Origin of the sequence: Rathayibacter sp. YIM 133350, from assembly GCF_037404875.1 — a bacterium.
Classification (GTDB): Bacteria; Actinomycetota; Actinomycetes; order Actinomycetales; family Microbacteriaceae; genus Orlajensenia.
The window spans coordinates 168,512-188,863 of sequence record NZ_JBBELO010000039.1 but is presented as its reverse complement, the minus strand read 5'-3'; the positions used below and the strand labels follow the sequence as shown (position 1 = coordinate 188,863).

Here is a 20,352-nt window from a genome sequence, read left to right as displayed (position 1 = left end):
GCGGGTCATCACCGATAACGCGTTCGTGTACCGGCACTCCCACGCGTTCGCGGCGGCGGTTGCTTCCTTGGGGGCGAAGCAGAAGTTCATCAAGCCGCACTGCCCGTGGCAGAACGGCAAGGTCGAACGCTACAACCGCACCATCGCCGTCGAATGGGCCTACCGGCGCCCCTACGCCAGCAACCAGGAACGCGCTGACGCGCTTGCGCCCTGGGTGCAGACATACAACACTGAACGTCGCCACAGCGCCCTCGGCGGCAAACCACCCATCAGTCGACTGTCACCAACCTGATGGCCGAGTACAACTAGGCGCTGCCCGGTACGCCGAATCGGAGCTGCGGATCTTGCACCCGGGATCAGAGCGAGCCAGTTCTTCCTGTCTAATAGGTGCGCAACCGCTCCCATGTGCACAAGCACGCTCAGGTGCCTGCCCCCGATAGCCCGCACCCACCGGCCAGCGGACCCGCTTAGCGACGGCATGGCGAGAAGTGGTTAGAGAAGTTCACGCTCGGCCCGAGGTTGCTTCTAGAGCCAAGCGCCAAAAACGTTGCGCGGTTCGGCGCCCGATTCGCCAAGTCGGTCTCATTGGCGGAGGCGCGATTCCACACTCGACCAGAATCTTGGTCGTCTACCAGGTCTGCCCCGTGCACGATTGTGGCATCCCAAACGCGCCCTCTTAGACCTCTTCCTCATCGCCTTCCACCCACCCAAGGGGACACAGCGATGCTTCGCAAATCATTTTGCAGGGACGCCCCGTATGCGCGCCCTTGAACTCCGGTGTACGCAACGGCTGTGATGGCCGCCAAGATCGCGATTACTACGATCACGATCAGCACTTCGACGATCGTGAAGCCGCGCTTCTGAGACTTCAGCACCCGGCTCGTCGAGGGGAGTCGCTCAATGTGTAAAAACTGGTGCGTGATGCCTTTCGCTCCTTAACTGCGCATGAGTATGAACCATGAGCGCGATGCTGACAAGACATCAGCCGACGTAGAAATTACAACGCGGGAGTGGACAAGCCTGCCGCGATAGCCCGGCACTCCGCTCTAAGCACCGAAAGCTCGGGGAGCGCTCGAGGATTGTCCTGGAGGTTGAGGAGGGGCGTGTATTCGCGGATCAGTTCGACCTCCGCACTGTGCACCTCAGCCTGGGGGAGGACCGCCCAGCTCACCTCGAGACTCACGTTGATCCACTCGACGACCGCAATCCGCTCGGCGGGGGAGAAGCGGTAGTTCTGCACTCGCGCGCGTCCCGCCAGCGATCCGAAGGGCGGTCGGTAGCCGAGCACCGCGCCGATGCTGCGGATGAAGGTGCCGTTGCCGCGCGCCCGAAGCTCGTTGCCAAGCAAGCGCTTCAACAGCGTCTGTCGTTCCGCTTGTCCGATGTAGATCAGGCGCGTGCTGCGCAACGCGAGGAGTGACTCGAATGGCTCTGGCAGCGTCGACCCAACCCGGAGCCGGATCGCATAGATGCCGAAGTCGTCGGGAACGGTTGCGTCGATCTCGCCCGCTGGATGGAACGCGCGCTCCTCAATGAGGGTCACGTTTCGTCTACGTTTGCGTCGTTCGGCGAATCGCCCCGGCGCAGCTTCGAGATAACGTTGCGCGTGACGTCACCGGCCGCTCCTTGCACGGCGTGAGCCGCATCCACGCTGAACGAAGCGACTGCCCCAGCTCCCTGTGCGCCGAGCTTTCCCGCAATCTGGACGCCGGCCGCGCCGGTCTCGCGAACGTTGTCTCGTGCTTCGATGGCCGCGATGGCCCAACGCTTTCTCTCGAGAGTCACGCGGCTGTCAGCGATGCCGAGCGTCTCGTGAAAGGCCAGCATGTCGGCGCCTACCTCGTTGCTGGAGCGCACCACCTCGCCGGGCTTGAGGGGATGGAGCAGGACCTTACTATTGGCCGTAGCCGCAGCAGCATCCATGCGCGCGAGCAACCGCTCTGTGCTTTTCCCGATCAGGTCGCGTCGCTTGGCGCGTCCAGCTTGGATGGCCTCGCGATGTCGGTCCAAGTCGCCGGGGGAGGAGTCGAGGACGCGGTCGAGTTCCAGAACAGCGAGGCCATCCTGGAGCTGGAAGCAGCGAGCCAGCACAGCCAGCCACTCTTCGACTTCCCCTTCGGCGTCTTTCGCGATCTTCGCCAGGTCGCCCACGCGTGATTTCTTCTCCATCTTTTCGGCGAGAGCGTCGAGACGGCGAAGCGCGTAGGACTGCGTCTCCGCGATGGTTTGCGCTGCGCCGTGCAGGCTCGACCAGGTCACCTCCGAGACGCGGCCGACGTGTTCGCGCTTGAGCATGGCGTCGTCGATGACGAGGCCAACGCCGATCATGCGCGCGATCGGTGCGCCCTTCTGCGCCCGCAGAATGTCGTCGACCTTCTCGTCGATGACCGCGAGGTAGCCCGTGATCTCCTGCATCGTCTGCTGCATGGCGAGCTGGGCCATGATGCCTGCAGCACCAGCAAGCATTGCTGGATTGGTGAGCATCGAGCCGACCGTGCCGGGCTTCACGAACTCCAGGATGTTCGAGATCTTGCCCTTGCTCGTCGTGATGATGGCGCGGCTGACATTGTCCGACGAACCCTTCATGGCATTGCCGAGCTTCAGCGCTTTCGCCGACTCCTCGGTGAGCTTCACCCAGCGACCGGCGTTAGCGGCGACTTCAGACCCACCCTTGGCCGCCGCCGATCCGACATTGAGCGCGCCGCCGACCGCGTGCGACAAATTCAGCTCACGGGAGGCGACGCCGGCGGTAGAGAGGAAGCGTTCGACTGCGAGCGGGTCTCCGATGACCGCGAGACCGTCTCCGTCGCTGACTAGTTCGATCTCGTCACGTGGCTCGTCCTCGTCCGACATCCATGCCCCGTTCACCGCGCTGACCTATTGAGTTGAGGGTACCGGGCGCGAGCGACACTCACTTGGCGTTCGCTCCTCGTCGTTCGACCTCAGGTCAGCGAGTCGTTTCCTCGCCTCAGCGGCCGCCTTCTCGGCCTTCTTGAGCGCTCACGCTCGGCGCGAGAAACCTGATCGTCGCGCTTGCGCTTCGCCTCCGCCATACGTGCCTCCGCCTCGACCGTCTTCATGGAGGTCACGACGCCGCGGGCTACCGCGCACTCAGGGCACCAGGCGGTCGAGAAGCTGGGGTGCTGGTTGGTGTGGTGGACGCTGTGCTCTGCAACGTGCCCGCAGGTCAGCCTGCGCGTCCAGATGTCGAGTTCCTCTTCGCGGCGGGGACTGCTTGTGAGGATCCTGCCGATGTGCTCGTACTGCTCGTGGGACAGCGGGATCGGCGGGCAGCAGTAGCCGCAGTGGGTGGCGCGGGATCCGGACATGCTCCAGCGGTGCGCGTCGCAGTTGGGATGCATCTGCTTATAGAGCGCCTGGTCGGCGTCGTACTCGACTTTCTGCTCCGGCGTGAGGTACATCGTGCCTGGCCAGTTGCCAAGGTTGTCGATGATGGGCAGCCCGCAGCCGCGACAGAGTTCGCCGGCCGCTGCCTGCTCGCGGGTGAGATACATCCCCTCCTCCCGCCATTCGCGGCGCTTCGCCTCGTCGCGGTGCGCTCTCGCCTCCTCCTTGAGCGCGTTTGTCAGCTGGCGCTTCACCGCTCGCTCTGCCTTCTGCTCGTCGGTCAGCTTCGCCACGCGGCTCCCTCCTCTCGATGTCGGAGGCTACGTCCACACTGATGGCATGGCGGACCTTTACACGAAGAATGGCCGACCGCTCCGACGCGGCGGTGACAAGTTGTTTGCGCGCTCGGGAACGTACGTGGGCAAAATCAAGGGCGACTACGTCTTCGACCCTTCCGGTCGCTACGCGGGCACCATCGTTGGCGAGCGGGTCGTCTATCGCTCGACGCACTCTGCTCGCATCGCGAGCCCGTCCGTCTCGGCTAACCATGGTGGGAGCGGCGCGGGCAATCGCGGCGCGTCCGGCATGTGGGGCGACGAGCCGCCGTTCCCGGACTGAGTCTCACGACACGCCGCACCTAAGTTGAAGTAGCAAAACTTTAAGTGGAGGCGATACACTGGTGATGTCATCCGGCAGCGAGAGAGGAACCGCACATGGCGATCCACACCCCCAAGACCCGCGAGGATCTCGCTCGCCTGCTCGACCCTATGCGTCTCGAGGCCACGCCATTCGAGCGTGCTGTCGCTATCGGCGCTGCCGAGAAGCGCACCGTTTCGCCGGCTGCTCCAAAGTCCGGCCCGGAATTCACGCGCTGGATGCGCACGGTGGAGGCTCTCCACGAAGGGCTGATGCTGCTGCGCCGTGGATGGCGGCGCGATGACCCCGACAACCTCCCCTACTTCTCGCACCCGGAGCTGCGCGTCGGGCTCGTCGCGAGCAGCGGCGGCAAGTTCACAGGCGTGCCGTGGGGCAACCCCAGCACCAAGAATGACAAGGGCGTTGCCTTTGCCCGTCGCGTTGACCTAAATGGTCAGGTCGCCCTCTTCGACCAGCCCACGGGCGACGGTGGCTCGTTTGTCGTCGACGACCTGTGGATCCTGCTCTACAACGAGCGCGACGGCATGGTCTTCCTCGAGCTGTCCCATCCGATGTCCATAACCGGCAAGAAGATCGATACGTGGTCTGACCGGATCATCTTCCCGCCGTTCGACCTGGCACGCGGTGCGTTCTCCTTCGAGGAGATCGAGGACGAAGACGAGGGCGACGTCGGCTTCACCGTGTCGCGACGCTGAGACGCGTTTTTTCCCGACCATGAGCACCACCACTTTCGTTCCCGCGCGCCTTAAGATGGCGCGCGCCATTCGCCAGATGACCGCGACCTCTCTTGCGGCTGAGGCCGGCACCACTCCGCCGTGGGTATCGCAGTCCGAGCGCAGCAAGGAAACGCCCAGCCCGGACCTGATCCGGGAGTTCGCACGCGTCCTCAACTTCCCGGTCGACTTTTTCTACCGGCCGCTCGAGCAGCTGCCGCCATCGGATGCATTCCACTTCCGGGCGACATCTCGGCTCGCCAAGAAGGACGAGGACACGGCGCGGGCGCTGTCAGCTCTCGCTATGGAACTTTCCGACTGGATTGAGGACACGTACCGCGCTCCCGACCCGGCGGTACCCGAACTTCAGGACCTCATCGGCTCGGACGACGAGGTCGCACCTGAGCAGGCTGCGGAGGCGCTTCGCGGTGCGTGGGGGCTCGGAGTGGCGCCCATCAAGAACCTGCTGCAGTTGCTCGAGTCCAAGGGTGCGAAGATTTACTCGGCCGGTGGCCCGCTGCAAGCCATCGACGCCTTCTCGTTCCGTCACGGGGCGACACCCGTCATCTTCCTCAATGTCCATAAGTCTGCCGAGCGCCTTCGGTTTGACCTCGCTCACGAACTCGGGCACTTGGTTATGCACGGAGGGTCACTTCACGTGGAGCCGGGCAAGGAGAAGGAACTCGCGGCGAACGACTTTGCCAGCTCATTCCTCATGCCGCGCTCGGACGTGCTGGGATCTATCCGGGGAAATTTGATGCTTGAGGACGTGCTTATTCTCAAGCGACGCTGGCGTGTCAGTGCGATGGCCCTCAATCTCCGCGCTCATCGCCTGGGTGTGATTTCGGAGTGGACCTACAGCACGCTTGCAAAGCAGCTTTCGATCGCTGGTTTCCGTCGAGGCGAGCCGGGATCCGATCTGCGAGTCGAGTCCTCGAGTCTGCTCACTCAGGTGATGAGCGACATGCGGGCACGCGGCGCGGGGTTCTCCGACATCGCGCGCGTCCTGAGCGTGCGAGCGCAGGACGTTCAGGATCTAATGCTCGGCATCGTGACGTTCGCTATTCAGGGTGAAGGCGTTGCTTCCTCGCGCGGCTCGGCAGACCTTCGAGACGTCTCGCTTGCCCCAGTGGCAGACCTAAACGCTCATCGCGGCGGTCGCTGAGCGTCAGCCAGAGATCGAGCTAGTTGCGGTTCAGCCCGTGTCGTCGGCTGTCGAGGGCATCCTTGAAGTGGCTCTCGGCGATGTCGATATCCCGCGTCGGGGTCGACGGGTCGAAGACTCGTAGCAGCGAGAAGCGGAAGCTTGTCGGGTGGAGGCGACGCAGCTCGACGTTGCCGCCGTGCCCATTGGTCGGGTAGGCGTTCCATCGCTGTCGGATGTTCTCGACCCCGTGCGCCTTGCCGACGTAGTGCCGCCCATCACGAGTGTCAGTGATCAGGTAGACGCCCACGACCGATGACAGCGCTGTGCGCCAGATCACGAAGAACGAGGCAGCCCTAATCGCCGCGACGAACGCCGCCACCAATGCTGCCAGCGCGCAGGCCAGGATCAATGTCCTCAACGGTAACCGCAAAGCGTCTCACTCTTCGCTATTCGACGGCTACGCATCCGAGCAGGCCGAACTCACCAAGATGTACGACCTGCTCGCGACCATGCTCTCCGCTGAGCTCGGCACACTGGGCAAGCTCAGCTTCAGTGTCCGCCGAGTTGTCGATGTCGAGCCGTGGGCGGCGCGCGGCGAAGATCTCATGGACCTCCGCACTGGCTCGACTTTCCGAGGTCGGGGCGAGCTGCTGCGCATCGCGACGGACGTACTACTTCCCGCTTGGGAGAGCGGTGCGAGTGCGGATGTCGCCGAAGCCATGACGCAGTTTCATGCTGACCACGATCAGCACATCATCGAGCAAGCCAAGGTGCCGCAGACTGATGCTGCCGCGTTCCGGGCCTAGGCGAACGACGTCTCCGCGTGGTTCAACAGCACTGACCACATCAACGTCAGGTATGGCGTCCAGTATGACGGTGTCGATATTGAGCAACTCTCTCCGGGAACTCGCGGCATCGTGCTGTTGCTTCTCTATTTGGCCGTCGATCAGACCGACGACCGCCCGTTGATCATCGACCAACCGGAAGAGAACCTCGACCCGAAGTCGATCTTTGTAGAGCTCGTGGGTCGCTTCGTTGAGACTCGCCGTCGTCGCCAGATCATCATCGTGACGCACAACGCGAACCTCGTCGTGAACACCGATGCCGATCAAGTGATTATCGCGAGCGCGGGAGCGCATGTACCCGGTGGCCTCCCGAACCTCTCGTACCTCAGCGGAGGGCTTGAGAATCCAGCGGTACGTGACGAGGTGTGCGAGATCCTCGACGGTGGCAAGCCGGCTTTTGAGGCGCGTGCGCGGCGACTTCGGATCCGACTCGCACAGAAATAGTTCGTTGATGGTCACGATAGGAGCCAGTGGCCGGCACAGAGCGAGCCAGTTCAGGAGTCGCTCGTTGCGGGTCGGAACACCCGAGCCAATAAGTACCGGATGTGCGGGCTCTTTCATCTGGCACGAGAATCAGTCGATATCTTGAGCGTATGAACACCCCAGACCTCGTGTGGCACTACACGAAGCACGACGTGGTTGAGAAAATCATCACGAACCACGAACTCTGGGCTGCGGACATCGCCGGACTGAACGATGCCACTGAGCTGAAGCTCGGCAACAAGCGAGTCCGCCAGGCCTTCAACCAGATGAAGAAGACGTGGGACCACCATGACCCGGCCTCGCCCGAGATCGACTTCAGGGAGTTGAAGGATTCGCTCGAGGGGGCGGGTGGCGATCTCTACCACGGCAGTGCTTTCGTGACTTGTTTCAGCCCGCTGTCCGACGATACGGAGCAGTGGCAGAAGTATGCGCTTGCGGATGGTTTCGCGGTCGGCATCCCGCGGGGTGTCTATCTCCCTGTCGTCGGAGCCGACTCCGGCGCCTTGTCTCGTGGGCCATACATCGAAGAGTTCCCATTCCGCTGGTTGGACCTCGCGTACAAGAAGGATGCGCAGCTCGACCTGGCGACCCGCGCAATCTGGCAGATCCGAGATGGCGAGGATGAAGGCGCCTACATCGACGCGCGTCATGACGAGGGCGACAACTTCGGATCCATTTTCCGAGACCGGGGCAGCAGCGGGTACGTGGATGCGGTGGCGTCCATCAAGAACAAGCACTTCTCTCGTGAGCGCGAAGTTCGCTACGCCGTTACTCGCCCCGAAAACGCCGCCGCGATCTATCCCAATCCCGAAGGCGCCCACACGCACATCCGAATTACGGGCGCTGCGACTGATCCATTTTCGACTGACTGGGACCAGCACGATCCGGAGTACTACCAAGCGACGGCGAGCAACCTGCCGATCGTGCGCATGCGGGTTGGTCCCGGCAACGACTTCGCGGTCGAAGAAGCTCGCCTCAGACCTCTTCTCGACGCCAACGGATACAGCGCTGTAACTTTCCTGAAGTCGAAGAGTCCGTTTCGGTAGCTAGATCTCCTGGTGCTCACCAGGAGCGCCGCGGCCGCCGCTTGGCGGGCGCGCAGCTCGACGCCGGCCTTGATGATGGCGACCGCTGCCGACGACGCGGATCAGCCACGCGACTGGCCTGAGCTGCGATGAACCGGTAGCAGACCCCGGCATGTGCTGAAGCAGGCCATGATCCGGCCCAAGCAATTGAGACGCCACGCCTCTTGCAGATCAAGGACGTCCCTGTTTCGTCGGTGACGAAACTGGGGCCTTCGGCGCACCTCGAAGTATGACCATTCGGCAGAACACCACCACTCGGCGCATCCCGCCGGTTCGATGCGTTCGCTGCGGCGCCGCGCTACCAATGGCAAAGGCCACCGGACGGCCGCGAATCTACTGCGGGTCTGCGTGCCGCAAGGCAGCCTTCGAAGACAGACGGGCCCGCAAGCCGGAAGCGTTTCAAGTTCGTGTCGTGGAGCGTACAGTCGTTGAGACTGTAGAGACCACCCGCACCGTCGCTGAGGGCCACGACATCATCGAGTGCGTACGGCGCGTTTGTAGTTCTCCGCGCGCTGTCACGAATGTCATAAGTAATGTGAGCGCGCTGGCCAAGGCAGGCACACTGCAGTTGGACGGCAAGTGGTTGCCCGCTGCGCGCGCCCTCGCCGAGCTGAACTATGCCGTTATTCACGGCATCGACCGCGGACGACGGCGCCGCTCGGGCTTCTAAGACCCGCCCCAGTCGAGCAGACGATTGCGAGCGCGAAGTTGGTGCGCTTGTCAAGTTCACGCTCTGCATCCGGCCCACGAGGAGAAGACGTTCAAGTGTCCTCAGCAGGGCAGGATCGACCGATGACGTCGAGTACGGCGCCTGGCGCGAAGTACAGCCGATGCCGACCGGCTGTAGCGATTAGTGCACCCTTCCGATGCGGGACCCGCTTGCGAGCACTGCACGTCTCGTCAGCCCTGATGTGACGGCCAACCGTTGCAGTGATCTGGGATGCTTTCTGACTCGGGATGATGCGTGGCGCCCGAAGTGTACTCACGTGTGTCGTTTCAGGCGTGGCTCAGGACCGAATACCTTGGTGCACATGACCGAAGCGGGAGAACGCGCATTATTTGACCGCTTGGGAATTGAATCCCTCGCCTACCTCCTTGCCGCCGATGTCGGGGAGCTGGAGGCACGTCGCGAGAACCCTTTTACGCATCAACTTAACGAGCGGCAAGAGCGGGTACTCGGTGAATTGGTCACCTTGGATACCACAATTCAGCCTCGGCGCCCCGGCGGTGACAATGCTGCGGAGTGGACCAGCTTTCTGGCGACCGCCTCAGACCCCAATCCGGACGTGTCTCTTGGCAACCTAGCTCGAACAATGTCGGGCGGGTCAGTTCCATCGGTCGACACAGGCCTTGGCGGGGTTGAAGGGCTACTGACGAAGATGGCGATTGATTGCTACCCCGGGCTTTTGGTGCGCGAACCTGATGACCCCTTCGGATTCCCACGCTCGCTGAGTCGCGCACTATTTCGTCATCCAGCGAATCAAGCGTTTCAAGATCTCGCGCGAAGTGACGACGATCTAGGCCGTGTGTTCACCGAGGAGAGTGAACACACTGGACCGACTGGGTCGGTCCTGCGCAGCACAGGCAATGGTGGCACGCTGCAACTCTGGAGTCTCGCCGAAACCCTCATCAGTTCCGGATGGATAGCGGCCAGCACGCTCAGTAATGCGCCCACGATCGACAAGTTCACGACAGCGGTGCTCGACGGTCTCAACAAGATACGAGCGGCGATCGACGCTCAGCCAGTACGCATACCCGCGCGAGTTGGCCTCGCCGGGATGCTGCTGCCGGAGGAGATCGAGGAGGTCGATCTCGGATGGGGGCGCCTACGGCGCTCGGACGAGCGCGATGCGCCCTACATCCGTGCAGCCGGCGCAAGCGGTCAGCTCACTGGTACGGATGAATTTGGCGAAACAGCGGTGATCAATTATCACGGTGACTTGGTGCTTGAGATAGAGGTCCCATACTCGCTAAGAATTCGCTCGCTCGACGTCACCCAGCCGTGGCCAGAATCATTGCTCGTCAGCGCACGAGCTGTCGAGGCAGCAGTCGAGAATCTGAGGCTCGGTCTACTTCTAGCGTTTCCAGATCGGCGGGCGGTTGTCCACGTAAGTTGGCAGACACAACTGGATCCACTTTCGAGCCATCGCCTGGCCGGCTGGAATGACCTTACGCGAGCAGTCGGCCTCATGCCAATGAACCTCAGCTCACCTCAAATCGGTCAGTGGCGCGACTGGGCAATCCGCGTTCAGCAACATCGCACGCCATCCACGGCGGTCGCCGTGCGACGCATGCTTGCCTCCGTCGCGGAGCGGCGCACAATGGAAGACGTTCTAGTCGACGCTGTTATCGTCTGGGAGAATTTGTTCGGCGCCAAGACCGAGACCACGCTTCGGGTGTGTAGCTCACTCGCGTGGCTCCTTGGGACCTCAGCAGATGATCGCAAAGCACGACTTGCTCGGTACAAGAAGATCTACGCCTTCCGAAGTGCTGTTGTGCACGGAGCAGCCTCGATCAATCAGCAGCAACTTCAAGAATTTGCCTTGGAATCCGTCGAGATCTCGATGGACGCCTTAAGAGCGATCTTCGAGTCACGACCAGAACTACTGGCGATCCCCACCAGCGAGGAACGCAGTCTCGAGATCATGCATAGTGGCAGCTGACCACCCTCCGTTGAGCGCCTTCATACCAGCGGACCGCAGTAGAGAGCACGCGAGCGCAACCACGCGGACCGCTGCCACGTCCGCGAATCAGGTCCCAACTGCGTACGCGCTTCTTGCCTACGGCTGCTCGTTATCTGCCTCGATCGAAAAGTGAAGACGCTGTCCAAGAATACTGCCGGACGGGTCACCGTCGTGAAGGCGCAGGATGACGGCGTCGTCAAAAACGGACCGATCATTGAACTCGCCCCACGGTACGTGATCGCTATTGATAGTGATGAGGTGCTGGTAGCCGTGCGCGGCAGCTGATTCTGCCGCAATCTCGATCGCCCGGGCGGTCTGTCTTTCATCAACGTCGGCGAATATCGCGCTGTCATGGATAAGGATGCCGGGCCCTCGGTCGTCGCGTGCGAGATCCTCGCTCAGCGCAATGTCGTAGGCGAAGATCGCCATAAGGTGCACTCCTCCTGAGCCAGTCCGCGGCAGAACTACCTTGAATTGCACGCCGCTCTTGCCCGGCAGGACGCGCAGGTCCGCGGGTTCACCGTAGAGCGCCTCCATGATTTCGCCGAACCGGGCGATGACCGCTGCTCGAAGGTCGAATCGCTCCTGCAAGTCGAGCTTCGTCCGGGAAACAAGGTCTATCTCTTGCGACTTGAGTTGCGTCTTCCGATCGCTAAGTTCGCGCAGGGTCTGGATCTGCTCTTCGACTTGGGCGACCTCGACCTGAGATTCGGCGAGGCGTTTCTGGAGAACCACGAAGTCATCGAGCGCACCACCCGTCCGAAGCGTTTGAAGATCTTGCTCCTGTTGATTGGCGAGCCGCGCCCGCTCCGTCTCGCGCTGCTCCACGCGCTCTCGCAGCCGTCGAGTCTCATCCGCGAGGTAAGCGATCCTGTTTGCTGTGATCTGTCGCTGAAACTCGGCAGCCTCGCCAAAGCTTCGAACGACTGCGTCGCCGAGAACGACTCCCGCTTCGAGAAAGAGGGCCTCCACATCGATCGGCGTGGATGTGAACTCATCTTGAGCTTGCGACTCGTACAGCGCTAACTGCTGGCGATCGATGAGGTTTTCGTTCCCCAAACTCTTGATCCGCGCTGTAGACCTCTGAACGTTGGTTTCGATCTCACGGTACTCGGGCAGAACGGAGAACGAGCTGATGTCATCTACCAACTGCTCTGTGCGGCGCTGGACTCTGACAAGGTGTGGCTCGAGTGCTGCGATTCGATCCTCGATCGGATTGTCTGGGTCGTCGGCAAGTGCCACGCGCGACTTCCGGTCCTTGAGCTCGGCCCACTCCCGCGCAAAACGCCAGTCCAAGTTCAGCAGGTAGGCGTTCTCGGCCTGGACCGCCTCTGCGCGCTGATTGGCAAGGGTGCGGAAGGGGTCGATCAGCGAGTCAGTCCTATAACGTGCGAGGTGACGTACGAGACTCCTGAAGGTAGGAGCATCCGCCGAGAGATCATGTCTCGCGAAACTCTCCCTGCCGAGCCAGTTGGTCCATTGGCGAGATCCTATGGTGACGACTCCGGATTCTGAGGCGTCTCCGGGCTGGATGATTCCCGCGCCGACAGCGTTGCCCTCGACCTGAATGTCTCCCGACGAGTCAGGACTGCGGGATGCGCGGAGTGTAAGTCCAGATCTTGTAGTGAGCGAGAGCGTGAAGGACCAGTGGTTGCCCCTCATCTGCTCGACGCGGTCACTCATGTTCGCACCGAGGCAGAAGTCGATCAGCGCGATGACTGTTGTCTTACCGAGACCATTCCTCGAGTCAGTCTTAGTCGCCTCTTTGGCGCGATCCGCGACCACAATGTTCAAGCCGTCTCTGAAATCGACCGGGTTAAAGCCGTCGAAGTTGGCCGTTAGGGAGTTAAGCCTCATGTCGTCACCTGCCAACGCAATATTCCGGCTTCGATCTCGACGATGCCGACCAAGAACAACAAGGTGAGGGCCTCAGCAAACGAATCAAACGTCGCATCGGGCCGATCTAGCCGGTATGTGTTCCAAAGCTCGCTTACCGTCGGATTGCTCGCGCGTTTCGGTAGGAGGGCCGCGGCCCTCCCAAGAGCACTATCGGAAGCCGGGACGTATTTCGTCGGGAGGATCACGCCGGTGCCTCAAAAACGTCGCAGATCTCAAACAAGTGGCAGAGGACGGCGGCAGCCGCTGCCCTGATGACGAAGAGCCGCGCCATGTCGGTCTGTGGCGTTGAAGCACTGTTTGCCCCGAAGTCGATGAGGGCGAAGAACAATGAATCTCCGGCCAGGCCCGCGACCCGGAGCCGGTCATACTCACCTACGAAGCCGGCACGAAGTCGCTCCGGGAATCGCGAGGAGATCTGAGCCTGTCGGCGAATGTACTCAGCTGCCTGGGGCGCTTGTGAGAGCCCTACGTTCATCGTCGGCTTGGTCGCATCGGTAAGTGAGTTGGTATCCATCTTGTCTTGCGGGGGAATAGCGACCATGGGCGTAGAGGCAAGCCCGACGTCGCCGTCAGCAAACGCGTTGCACACAACTTGAAGCTCTGCAAACGAGATGGAGGCAGCACCGATCGATAGCTTCTCCGCTGTTGATTGCTCTGCTGCACGTTTCCATTCTCGGAGAACCGCAACGGAGTAGGCCGAGTCGATCTTGTCCACCAAGGTGTGATGGTGGCCACAGAGTACGAGCAAGTTCGCGTACCCGTCACGCTCTGTCGCCGATAGGCCAGGGTTGGGTCGCGGCCCGTCGTTCGATGAGCCTTCAATATGGGCAATGAACCCGAGAATGACCGGGCCTTCCTCCGTGAACTCGACGATGGCGAGAGTGCATCCCGGGAAGGCGCAGAAGTGACCCGAGGTTAGAAACAACTGTTTCAGCGTCAGCGGTGAGTAGTTCCTCGGCATCGAGTACCCCCTCATCATGTCGTTGTTCGCGAGAATGTGCGCTCGCTCCTTGCGACTGTTCCGGAAGGGGTGCCGCCAGGCCAATCCTTCCATCTACTAGTAGTTGAGTCCGCGCGGCGCTCCGACCCCAGAATGGGGGCATCTCACTTTGGTCCACCCTCTCACCTGCCGGGTGGCGCGAAGTGACTTGGTCGTGTTCAGGAGTTCGTCGGCGCCATGACCGACTTCCGCGCGACCCTCTAGAGTCGCCGCAATCGGGGCCGCTGTCGGAGGCCGCCCCCAAATCAGGTACAAAGTGAACTTTCGCACTCAAGGATCGTCTTACCACCCAGCCTGGCGTCGGCTAGTGCCGGTTCTCGAGGCGACGACGCGGCCGGTGATCCCATCATTTACCCATCAGATTGACCCGTGAGAGACCCCGATCGACCGGGTACAATCGGAGGCAGCGAACCGCTTGGTTCCCTGTAAACACAAGGGAATCCGCGAGTTTTCGGACATTTTCGGTAGGAACCAGTTAAGGCTAGAACCTTACAAGGGGTCGCAGGTTCAAATCCTGTCAGCCCGACCATGCGATGTCTCAGGACGTCAAAATAGCCCGAACCCACGGATTGTGGGTTCGGGCTATCTCGCCGGTGTCGGCGTTGATATGCTCGCGACCAAGTGGATGAGCAATTTGACGCATCGATCACTTCGACCAGTTGCTTCGGGCGCCTGGTCCTCTGGGATGCTTTCCGCATGAGCTTCGACATCCACTTTCAGCGGTTTGTGAACGGCGACGCTGGATACGGCGGCGGCGATGAGGTGCGGCGCGTGCTGGGGCCGTACCTACGTCCGTCGGCTGATAACCCGGAGCGCATCGATCATCCCGGCGGTTCGGCGGAGATTCATGGGCTCGACGACAGCTCGATGATGGTCACGCACGTCGACGGCGACGAAGCGATCTGGGACGTGTTGGTTCAGGCGGCCGTCGCGGGGGAGTGGACGATCATGCCGATCGGATGTCCGGCGTGCGTGTTCTCCTCCGCCATGCTGGCGTCGCTTCCTGTCGGACTCGACGAAGACGCCGTGGTCATCGACTCGGGAAGTCAACTGCTCACGTTGATACGCGAGAGCTGAACGGTCCGCGGTGGGGGCCGAAGAGTTGGGGGCACGCTGACCATTGGGCGATCGCGACATGTCTGCTGGCGAAACACCGCCTCACCTGCGCTGTCCCGTACGCCAAGGATAAGTCGCGGCGCACTTCAGCACCGACCGCGTCCCGGGCGCTCGGCTCATGTGCACGGGCTGGGTTGCGAGTCCGCGGCACGGATTTCATCTGAGGAAACTTCAGAGAAAGCTGCGCTCTCGTGGGGCAGACGGTTAGTTTGGTGTGAAGGCTGAACAATGAGCACCAAAGCGATCGCCCTCCGCACCTACGTGAACCGCATTGCGGTCGCGGTCACAGCCGCGACCGTTCTCGTCGTGAGCGTTGGTGCCGCGTCCGGTGCCTCGGCTCTCGACCGGTCCGCGGCCGTCACCTCTGCGCAGGTCGCGCCGCCCGCTCCCGGCGACGAGCCCGCTCCCGTGCCCACTGGTGCGGCCGCCAGCCCTACGACGGATGCGGGCGAGCCGACCACGCCGACACCGGAGACACCGGCACCGGAGACCCCGACACCCAAGACGCCAGCACCGGAGACGGGGCCACCGGAGACGCCGGCAGCGGACGGGACCGCAGCGGAGGGCACAGGGTCGGACGGGACGGCAGGGGAGGGCAGAGCGTCAGACGAGACCGCAGGGGAGGGGACAACACCGGAGGCCACAGCACCGGAAATCACGACACCGCAGACGTCGGCATCGGAGGGCACGGCATCCGGTGCACCGGCGCCAGACACCAACGCGCAAGCCGGGCCCGCTCCCGTGACGGAGATGAGCATCCAGGAACTCGGCCCCCCCGTTCCCGAGCCCGCTGGCGGCATCGCCTGGACCGATGCGAACCCGACCGTGCGCAAGCTCTCGGTGGCACTGACGGATGTCGCCGACGGCGGAACCGTCTACCTCACGCCCGGCGCGTGGAGCCTCAGCACCCTGTCCATCACGAAAGCCATCACCCTGTCTGCGGCGTCGGAGACGGACCTGTACGCCAGATTCACGATGACCACCACCAGCAGCGGCCTCGCGTTCGCCGACACCATCACCGTGCAGGCGATCGCGAGCCCCGTGGTGGCCGTGGCCAAGAGTGGCGCAGTCGTCAGCCGCCTGCACGTCGAGAACCCCAGCTCCCTTGCCGGGCTCGCCGCCGTGAGCGTGCCCACCGCAGTTGCCAACGTGACCGTAGAGGGTCTCGTGTTCGAGAACGCCACGGGTACGACCGGCACCTCCTACGGCATCAGCGCGGCGTCGGCCCCAGGACTCGTCGTTCGCGACTCCCTCATCACGGGCGTCTCCAACGGCATCTACGCAACGCCCGCCACGACCGCCCAGGGCATCACGATCAGCAACACCACCATCACCGCCACCGGCAACGGGCTGTACGCCGTCAACGGTGCACGTCCGAACATCACCGACTCCACAATCACCGGGTCGGCACCTCTGACGGTGTCCGGCTCCACCGACGGTACCGTCACGGATGTCGACCTCATCGGCACCGGTGCAGGCAGCGGCCTGACGTTGGCCGCCGCGTCACGGTTGACCGTCACCGGAGGCTCGATCACCAATGTCGCCACCGGCATCTCCATGACGGCGGCACTCGACTTCTCCATCAACGGCACCCGCATCAGCGCGACGAATACCGGCATCACGATGGGCGCCGCCCAGCGCCCCACCATCAGCAACGTGACCATCACGACGAACAGCTCCAGCATCGCGTCGACCGGCATCAACCTCGGCACCTCGGCGGCGGCACGACTCGCCGCCAACACCGTCACGGGTCTGGACCCGAACACCGGCACGGTGCCCATGGTGAATCTCATCAACACGAACTCGGTCGGCCTCCAGCTTTCTTCGGCCAACGACGTCGAAGACAACGGCACGACCATCGGCGGGTACAACAGCGCCGTGCGCACGGCCTCTGAGACCACCGTCGCGGACCGGTTCATCTTCCGCGGCACCTCGATCACGAGCGCGCGCACGTATGGCTTCTACATGGGCCGCAGCAGCAACGTGGAGATGCGCGACGTCAGGGTGAACATCGACGGCGCCTGGACGACGGCGACCTCGGGCGCCATCAACCTGGCCAACTCGCCCGGCGCGCTCGTGGTCAACCCGACGGTCACCGGATCCGTCAAGTGGGGTGTCTACAACCCCACGGTGTACGTCGGCGTTGGAATGACGCTCATCGGGGGCGACATCACCGTGCACGAGGGTGGCATCGGCTTCGGGAAGGCGACGGATGTGTCCGTCAGCGGCACCGTCATCCGCATGGCCGCCCGGCCCGGGATCGGCGACTGGGCGCAGTCCCATGGCGTTAACCTCGACGAGTCTACGGGCGCGAAGATCGACGGCGTGCAGGTACTGACGGTGCCCGGCTTCACCGGAACCAAGTTCGGCATCTACTCCCGCGCCAACCAGAACGCGGCTCCGCGCGATGCGCTCATCACCAACAGCTACGTCGAGTCCGCTCAGTACGGCTTCGACGGCATCACCAGCAGCGGAATCGTAATCGACCATGTCACCTTCGTGGGCAACGGCACCGCGGGCTCTATGGGCTTGGACCTGTATCGGGCGAAGACGCTGACGGTCCAGAATTCGACGATCACGGGCTTCAACCGGGGGATGTCGTCCACCTCGCTCGCGACGACCAACGCGACGATCCCTGTCAACACAGGAATCGTGTTCACGGGCAACACTGTGCAGGACAACCCCGGCGGAGTCGAACTGATCGCCGGCGCGCGCGACATCACGATCAGCGCCAACACCTTCACCGGGCTCGTCGAATTCGCCGTCAAGCTCGCCCCGGCGCACGACGTCACCATCAGCGGAAACACCATCGCCTACAGCGGCGCGAACGCGGCCGTCTGGATCGCGGTCTCCGGCGGCAATACCGGCGCGACGACCTCCTACTCATCGTCCGGCGTAGCCGTGACCGGCAACACCTTCACAGGCTCAGGACCGTTCGTGCTGGCGGGTTCCACCGACGCGACCAAGACGCGCCGCGCTCTGCGCGACACCATCGAGGTGACGGGCAACACCTTCCCCGCCGATTCGACCGCGCTCCTCACGTTCCCCAACGCCGTCACGGGCAGCGATCCGGCCGCCGCATCCTTCACGACGGATGCGGCGGGCGCCAACGTCGCCATGGATGCCCGCGACTACGGCAACCCCAACGATTGGGGCTCGCCGTGTCGTGCGACCGGCATCCTGAACGGTGCGACGGTTTTCGACGGTGAGGGCGCCCGGGCCGTGCAGAACACCGCCGTGGTGCTCTACCCCCGTAACTGCATGGACCTCTCGCTCGTGGAGACCATCTCGCCCCAAGAGGTCAGCACCGGCGGTCTGGTCACCTGGACGCTCACGCCGGGCAACGACGGCCTGGTCACCGCGCCCGCCGGCTGGACCGTCACTCTGGAGCTGCCCGAGGGCGTGGAGGTGGTCGACATGACCGGCGAGGGCTACACCTTCGGCGACCCGACACCAGCAGTTCAGAACGGCCTCGCGGTCGCAGCCGACAACCCGACGGCCACCGGCCAGGACGACCTCGCGGTCGGAACGGAGGGCCCGACCCTCACGGTCACCGTCCGGACCACTGCGGTGGTGGAGACCGACACTGTCTTGCGCGACGTCGCCTACATCGCCCCGCTTGATGCCTCGGGCGCAAGCGACCTGGACGGCGACGGCTTCGCCGACGTCATCATCGAGCGGCCCAAGCCGCTGATTGTCCCGACGCTCGACACCGACACCGTGGCGAGCGAGACGAACAACGACACCGAGGGGGAGTGGGTTCTCTTGGGCACGCCGAATCCGCCCGCGCCGCCCGCTCCGCCGGCTCCGCCGGCTCCGCCGGTGCCGGGCAGCGGGTCGTCTCCGGCGGGCACTGACTCAGGTCCCGCATCCAGAACCACCACTGAACAGGCGCGGACCGGTGTGGATGTCGACCCGCTGGCTGCTCTCGCACTTCTCTTGGTCGGGGCGGGCGTCTGTGTCGTCGTCCTGGGGCGCAGGCGTCGGGCGGCCTGACGACCGACCGCCGGCCACGAGGTGACCGGGGTCGAGGTCGCCTGAGCAGTACACCTAGTCCGCGTTGGCCTGCCAGGCACGGAGGGTGTGCCGATAGCCGACGAGTTCGTGCCCGACGACCTCGATCACCGCGCCCACCGCGACCAACAGGATCACGGTGCTGAGGGCGGAGAGCGTGCCGGGCGCATCCAGGTCGATACCCTCATCCGGTCTGCTGAATGCACCCGCCAGTACCGCCGCCGCGAGCGGGGCGAGGGTGATCAGCAGCAGCGGAAGGTGGCTCAGGTCGAACGAGCGCAACAACACGCTCCAGATCAGGAAGATGAGAACGATCGTCGTCGCAAGCGGCACCGCGAGGGCGAGAGCAATGCCGAGCAGTGAGACGCCACCGCGTTCGACGGCGATGGTCGTCAGATGCAGGCCGGCTCCGATCGCCGCGATCGAGCCGAACAGCGCCAGGTGTGCATAGCGCCACCCGAACGTGCGCTCCGGACGAATCTGCAGCACGATCCGCGAGGGCACGAGGTAGTACGACCACCAGACCGCGGCCGCGATGAGCAGGCCGGATGCCGCGATCAGAACGGCCTCGACCGACCATCCCGCCTTATGGGTGAGTGCTCCCACCGCAGAGGTGGTCGCGGCGATGACCTCCCCGATCGTGATGAGGGTGAGCAGGCCGAATCGCTCGGCGATGTGGCCTGCGTTCCAGGGGGAGTATCCGTATCTGCGCGTCGCCAACACGGGAGCGACCATCTCGGCCGCAGCGAGCAGGATGAGCAGGACCACCGTCGTGAGAGGTGGAATGGGGAGGATCGCGGTCAGCAGCCAGCCGACCTGGGCGACCGAGATGATGAGCACGTAGGAGATCGCATTGTCGCGGTGGGCTGGGTCCTCGATCGAGGCACGCACCCAGAGGCCGATGAGCGGCAAGCGCATGATGATGTAGCCGATGACCATGAGCAGATTGTTCGGACTCTCGCCGTGAGCTGCGGATTCGAAGCTGACAGGCAGACCGTAGGTGAGCACGATCACGCCGATCATCTGCACGATCGTCGCCAATCGAAGCAGCACGTCGTCGTTGCCGTACGCGGAGGCGAACCAGGTGTAGTTGAGCCATGCCCAGCTCACCGCCCAGATCGCGAACACGTAGGCGCCGATCGCCGGCGCGACGATGCCGTGACCCCACTGCTCGGCGAGCTGGTCGGCGGCGGCCGCGAAGGCGACGACATACGTCAGGTCGTACAAAAGCTCGAGTGGAGTGGGTGCGCGCCCGCGCTCCTTCGGGTCTCGACCGCGCATGGGACGGATGCGGTGCTCCAGCTCGTCCCTGAACCTCGACGCCAGATCGGTCACAGACCCCTCCCACCCTCTGAACGCGC

The 20,352-nt window shown here is 63.3% G+C and carries 19 protein-coding genes; 10 read left to right on the top strand and 9 right to left on the bottom strand.

Going from position 1 to position 20,352, the window contains the following annotated elements; genetic code table 11:
- On the top strand, positions 1-292 hold a 292-nt coding region (locus WDJ51_RS15370), incomplete at its 5' end, for an integrase core domain-containing protein (RefSeq protein WP_337853344.1).
- Between the two features lie 397 nt (positions 293-689).
- On the opposite strand, the gene WDJ51_RS15545 is transcribed toward WDJ51_RS15370, so the two are convergent.
- The 4 genes from WDJ51_RS15545 to WDJ51_RS15355 all read right to left on the bottom strand — a co-directional run bounded on the left by WDJ51_RS15545 (position 690) and on the right by WDJ51_RS15355 (position 3,641).
- Positions 690-875 (bottom strand): prepilin-type N-terminal cleavage/methylation domain-containing protein, encoded by a 186-nt coding sequence (locus WDJ51_RS15545; RefSeq protein ID WP_443218508.1) that lies wholly within the window; start codon positions 873-875, stop codon positions 690-692.
- 122 nt (positions 876-997) lie between these two features.
- Positions 998-1,543, bottom strand: a complete 546-nt coding sequence (locus WDJ51_RS15365) for a GIY-YIG nuclease family protein (RefSeq protein ID WP_337853343.1) — start codon at positions 1,541-1,543, stop codon at positions 998-1,000.
- Positions 1,540-2,853 carry a hypothetical protein gene (locus WDJ51_RS15360; RefSeq protein WP_337853342.1) on the bottom strand — a complete coding sequence of 438 codons (1,314 nt, stop codon included), beginning with the start codon at positions 2,851-2,853 and terminating at the stop codon, positions 1,540-1,542. Before WDJ51_RS15360 ends, WDJ51_RS15365 begins: the two co-directional genes overlap by 4 nt.
- A gap of 89 nt (positions 2,854-2,942) precedes the next feature.
- Positions 2,943-3,641, bottom strand: a complete 699-nt coding sequence (locus WDJ51_RS15355; RefSeq protein WP_337853341.1) for a hypothetical protein — start codon at positions 3,639-3,641, stop codon at positions 2,943-2,945.
- A gap of 46 nt (positions 3,642-3,687) precedes the next feature.
- On the opposite strand from WDJ51_RS15355, the gene WDJ51_RS15350 reads away from it, so the two are divergent.
- The 3 genes from WDJ51_RS15350 (at position 3,688) to WDJ51_RS15340 (ending at position 5,883) form a co-directional block, all read left to right on the top strand.
- Positions 3,688-3,966 carry a hypothetical protein gene (locus tag WDJ51_RS15350; RefSeq protein ID WP_337853340.1) on the top strand — a complete coding sequence of 93 codons (279 nt, stop codon included), beginning with the start codon at positions 3,688-3,690 and terminating at the stop codon, positions 3,964-3,966.
- Between the two features lie 95 nt (positions 3,967-4,061).
- The gene (locus tag WDJ51_RS15345; protein WP_337853339.1) at positions 4,062-4,700 is read left to right on the top strand and encodes a hypothetical protein; all 639 of its coding nucleotides are present in this window, start codon (positions 4,062-4,064) and stop codon (positions 4,698-4,700) included.
- Between the two features lie 19 nt (positions 4,701-4,719).
- Positions 4,720-5,883 carry a helix-turn-helix domain-containing protein gene (locus tag WDJ51_RS15340; RefSeq protein WP_337853338.1) on the top strand — a complete coding sequence of 388 codons (1,164 nt, stop codon included), beginning with the start codon at positions 4,720-4,722 and terminating at the stop codon, positions 5,881-5,883.
- Between the two features lie 19 nt (positions 5,884-5,902).
- Here WDJ51_RS15340 and WDJ51_RS15335 read toward each other — a convergent pair whose 3' ends face one another.
- Complete coding sequence (locus tag WDJ51_RS15335) at positions 5,903-6,202, bottom strand: GIY-YIG nuclease family protein (protein ID WP_337853337.1); 300 nt, start codon at positions 6,200-6,202, stop codon at positions 5,903-5,905.
- Here WDJ51_RS15335 and WDJ51_RS15330 point away from each other — a divergent pair.
- From WDJ51_RS15330 to WDJ51_RS15315, 4 genes are all read left to right on the top strand, one after another.
- Positions 6,189-6,671 (top strand): hypothetical protein, encoded by a 483-nt coding sequence (locus WDJ51_RS15330; RefSeq protein WP_337853336.1) that lies wholly within the window; start codon positions 6,189-6,191, stop codon positions 6,669-6,671. The two genes, WDJ51_RS15335 and WDJ51_RS15330, sit on opposite strands and share 14 nt — an antisense overlap.
- Positions 6,672-6,710: 39 nt before the next feature.
- Complete coding sequence (locus WDJ51_RS15325; protein WP_337853355.1) at positions 6,711-7,154, top strand: AAA family ATPase; 444 nt, start codon at positions 6,711-6,713, stop codon at positions 7,152-7,154.
- Positions 7,155-7,303: 149 nt separating this feature from the next.
- Positions 7,304-8,239, top strand: a complete 936-nt coding sequence (locus tag WDJ51_RS15320) for a hypothetical protein (RefSeq protein WP_337853335.1) — start codon at positions 7,304-7,306, stop codon at positions 8,237-8,239.
- A 1,070-nt stretch (positions 8,240-9,309) separates the two neighbouring features.
- Positions 9,310-10,941 (top strand): hypothetical protein, encoded by a 1,632-nt coding sequence (locus WDJ51_RS15315; protein ID WP_337853334.1) that lies wholly within the window; start codon positions 9,310-9,312, stop codon positions 10,939-10,941.
- Between the two features lie 117 nt (positions 10,942-11,058).
- On the opposite strand, the gene WDJ51_RS15310 is transcribed toward WDJ51_RS15315, so the two are convergent.
- The 3 genes from WDJ51_RS15310 to WDJ51_RS15305 are packed head-to-tail and all read right to left on the bottom strand — an operon-like array spanning position 11,059 to position 13,822.
- A complete protein-coding gene (locus WDJ51_RS15310; RefSeq protein ID WP_337853333.1) occupies positions 11,059-12,819 on the bottom strand; it encodes a DUF2326 domain-containing protein in 1,761 nt (586 codons plus the stop codon).
- On the bottom strand, positions 12,816-13,046 hold the full coding sequence (locus WDJ51_RS15540; RefSeq protein ID WP_443218507.1) for an ABC-three component system middle component 6: 231 nt from the start codon (positions 13,044-13,046) through the stop codon (positions 12,816-12,818). The genes WDJ51_RS15310 and WDJ51_RS15540 overlap by 4 nt, the downstream gene beginning before the upstream one ends.
- Positions 13,043-13,822, bottom strand: coding sequence for a hypothetical protein (locus tag WDJ51_RS15305; RefSeq protein WP_337853332.1), 780 nt, complete (start codon positions 13,820-13,822; stop codon positions 13,043-13,045). Before WDJ51_RS15305 ends, WDJ51_RS15540 begins: the two co-directional genes overlap by 4 nt.
- A 735-nt stretch (positions 13,823-14,557) precedes the next feature.
- On the opposite strand from WDJ51_RS15305, the gene WDJ51_RS15300 reads away from it, so the two are divergent.
- Positions 14,558-14,938, top strand: coding sequence for a hypothetical protein (locus WDJ51_RS15300; protein ID WP_337853331.1), 381 nt, complete (start codon positions 14,558-14,560; stop codon positions 14,936-14,938).
- Positions 14,939-15,205: 267 nt separating this feature from the next.
- Positions 15,206-18,973, top strand: a complete 3,768-nt coding sequence (locus WDJ51_RS15295; RefSeq protein ID WP_337853330.1) for a beta strand repeat-containing protein — start codon at positions 15,206-15,208, stop codon at positions 18,971-18,973.
- Between the two features lie 54 nt (positions 18,974-19,027).
- Here WDJ51_RS15295 and WDJ51_RS15290 read toward each other — a convergent pair whose 3' ends face one another.
- The gene (locus WDJ51_RS15290; protein WP_337853329.1) at positions 19,028-20,326 is read right to left on the bottom strand and encodes a low temperature requirement protein A; all 1,299 of its coding nucleotides are present in this window, start codon (positions 20,324-20,326) and stop codon (positions 19,028-19,030) included.
- Between the last annotated feature and the right edge of the window lie 26 nt (positions 20,327-20,352).

Coding starts and splice junctions, on each gene's coding strand:
- WDJ51_RS15360 (WP_337853342.1), bottom strand. CDS start 2,853: ATGTCGGACGAGGACGAGCCACGTGACGAGATCGAACTAGTCAGCGAC.
- WDJ51_RS15350 (WP_337853340.1), top strand. CDS start 3,688: ATGGCGGACCTTTACACGAAGAATGGCCGACCGCTCCGACGCGGCGGT.
- WDJ51_RS15345 (WP_337853339.1), top strand. CDS start 4,062: ATGGCGATCCACACCCCCAAGACCCGCGAGGATCTCGCTCGCCTGCTC.
- WDJ51_RS15340 (WP_337853338.1), top strand. CDS start 4,720: ATGAGCACCACCACTTTCGTTCCCGCGCGCCTTAAGATGGCGCGCGCC.
- WDJ51_RS15320 (WP_337853335.1), top strand. CDS start 7,304: ATGAACACCCCAGACCTCGTGTGGCACTACACGAAGCACGACGTGGTT.
- WDJ51_RS15315 (WP_337853334.1), top strand. CDS start 9,310: ATGACCGAAGCGGGAGAACGCGCATTATTTGACCGCTTGGGAATTGAA.
- WDJ51_RS15310 (WP_337853333.1), bottom strand. CDS start 12,819: ATGAGGCTTAACTCCCTAACGGCCAACTTCGACGGCTTTAACCCGGTC.
- WDJ51_RS15305 (WP_337853332.1), bottom strand. CDS start 13,822: ATGCCGAGGAACTACTCACCGCTGACGCTGAAACAGTTGTTTCTAACC.
- WDJ51_RS15300 (WP_337853331.1), top strand. CDS start 14,558: ATGAGCTTCGACATCCACTTTCAGCGGTTTGTGAACGGCGACGCTGGA.
- WDJ51_RS15295 (WP_337853330.1), top strand. CDS start 15,206: ATGAGCACCAAAGCGATCGCCCTCCGCACCTACGTGAACCGCATTGCG.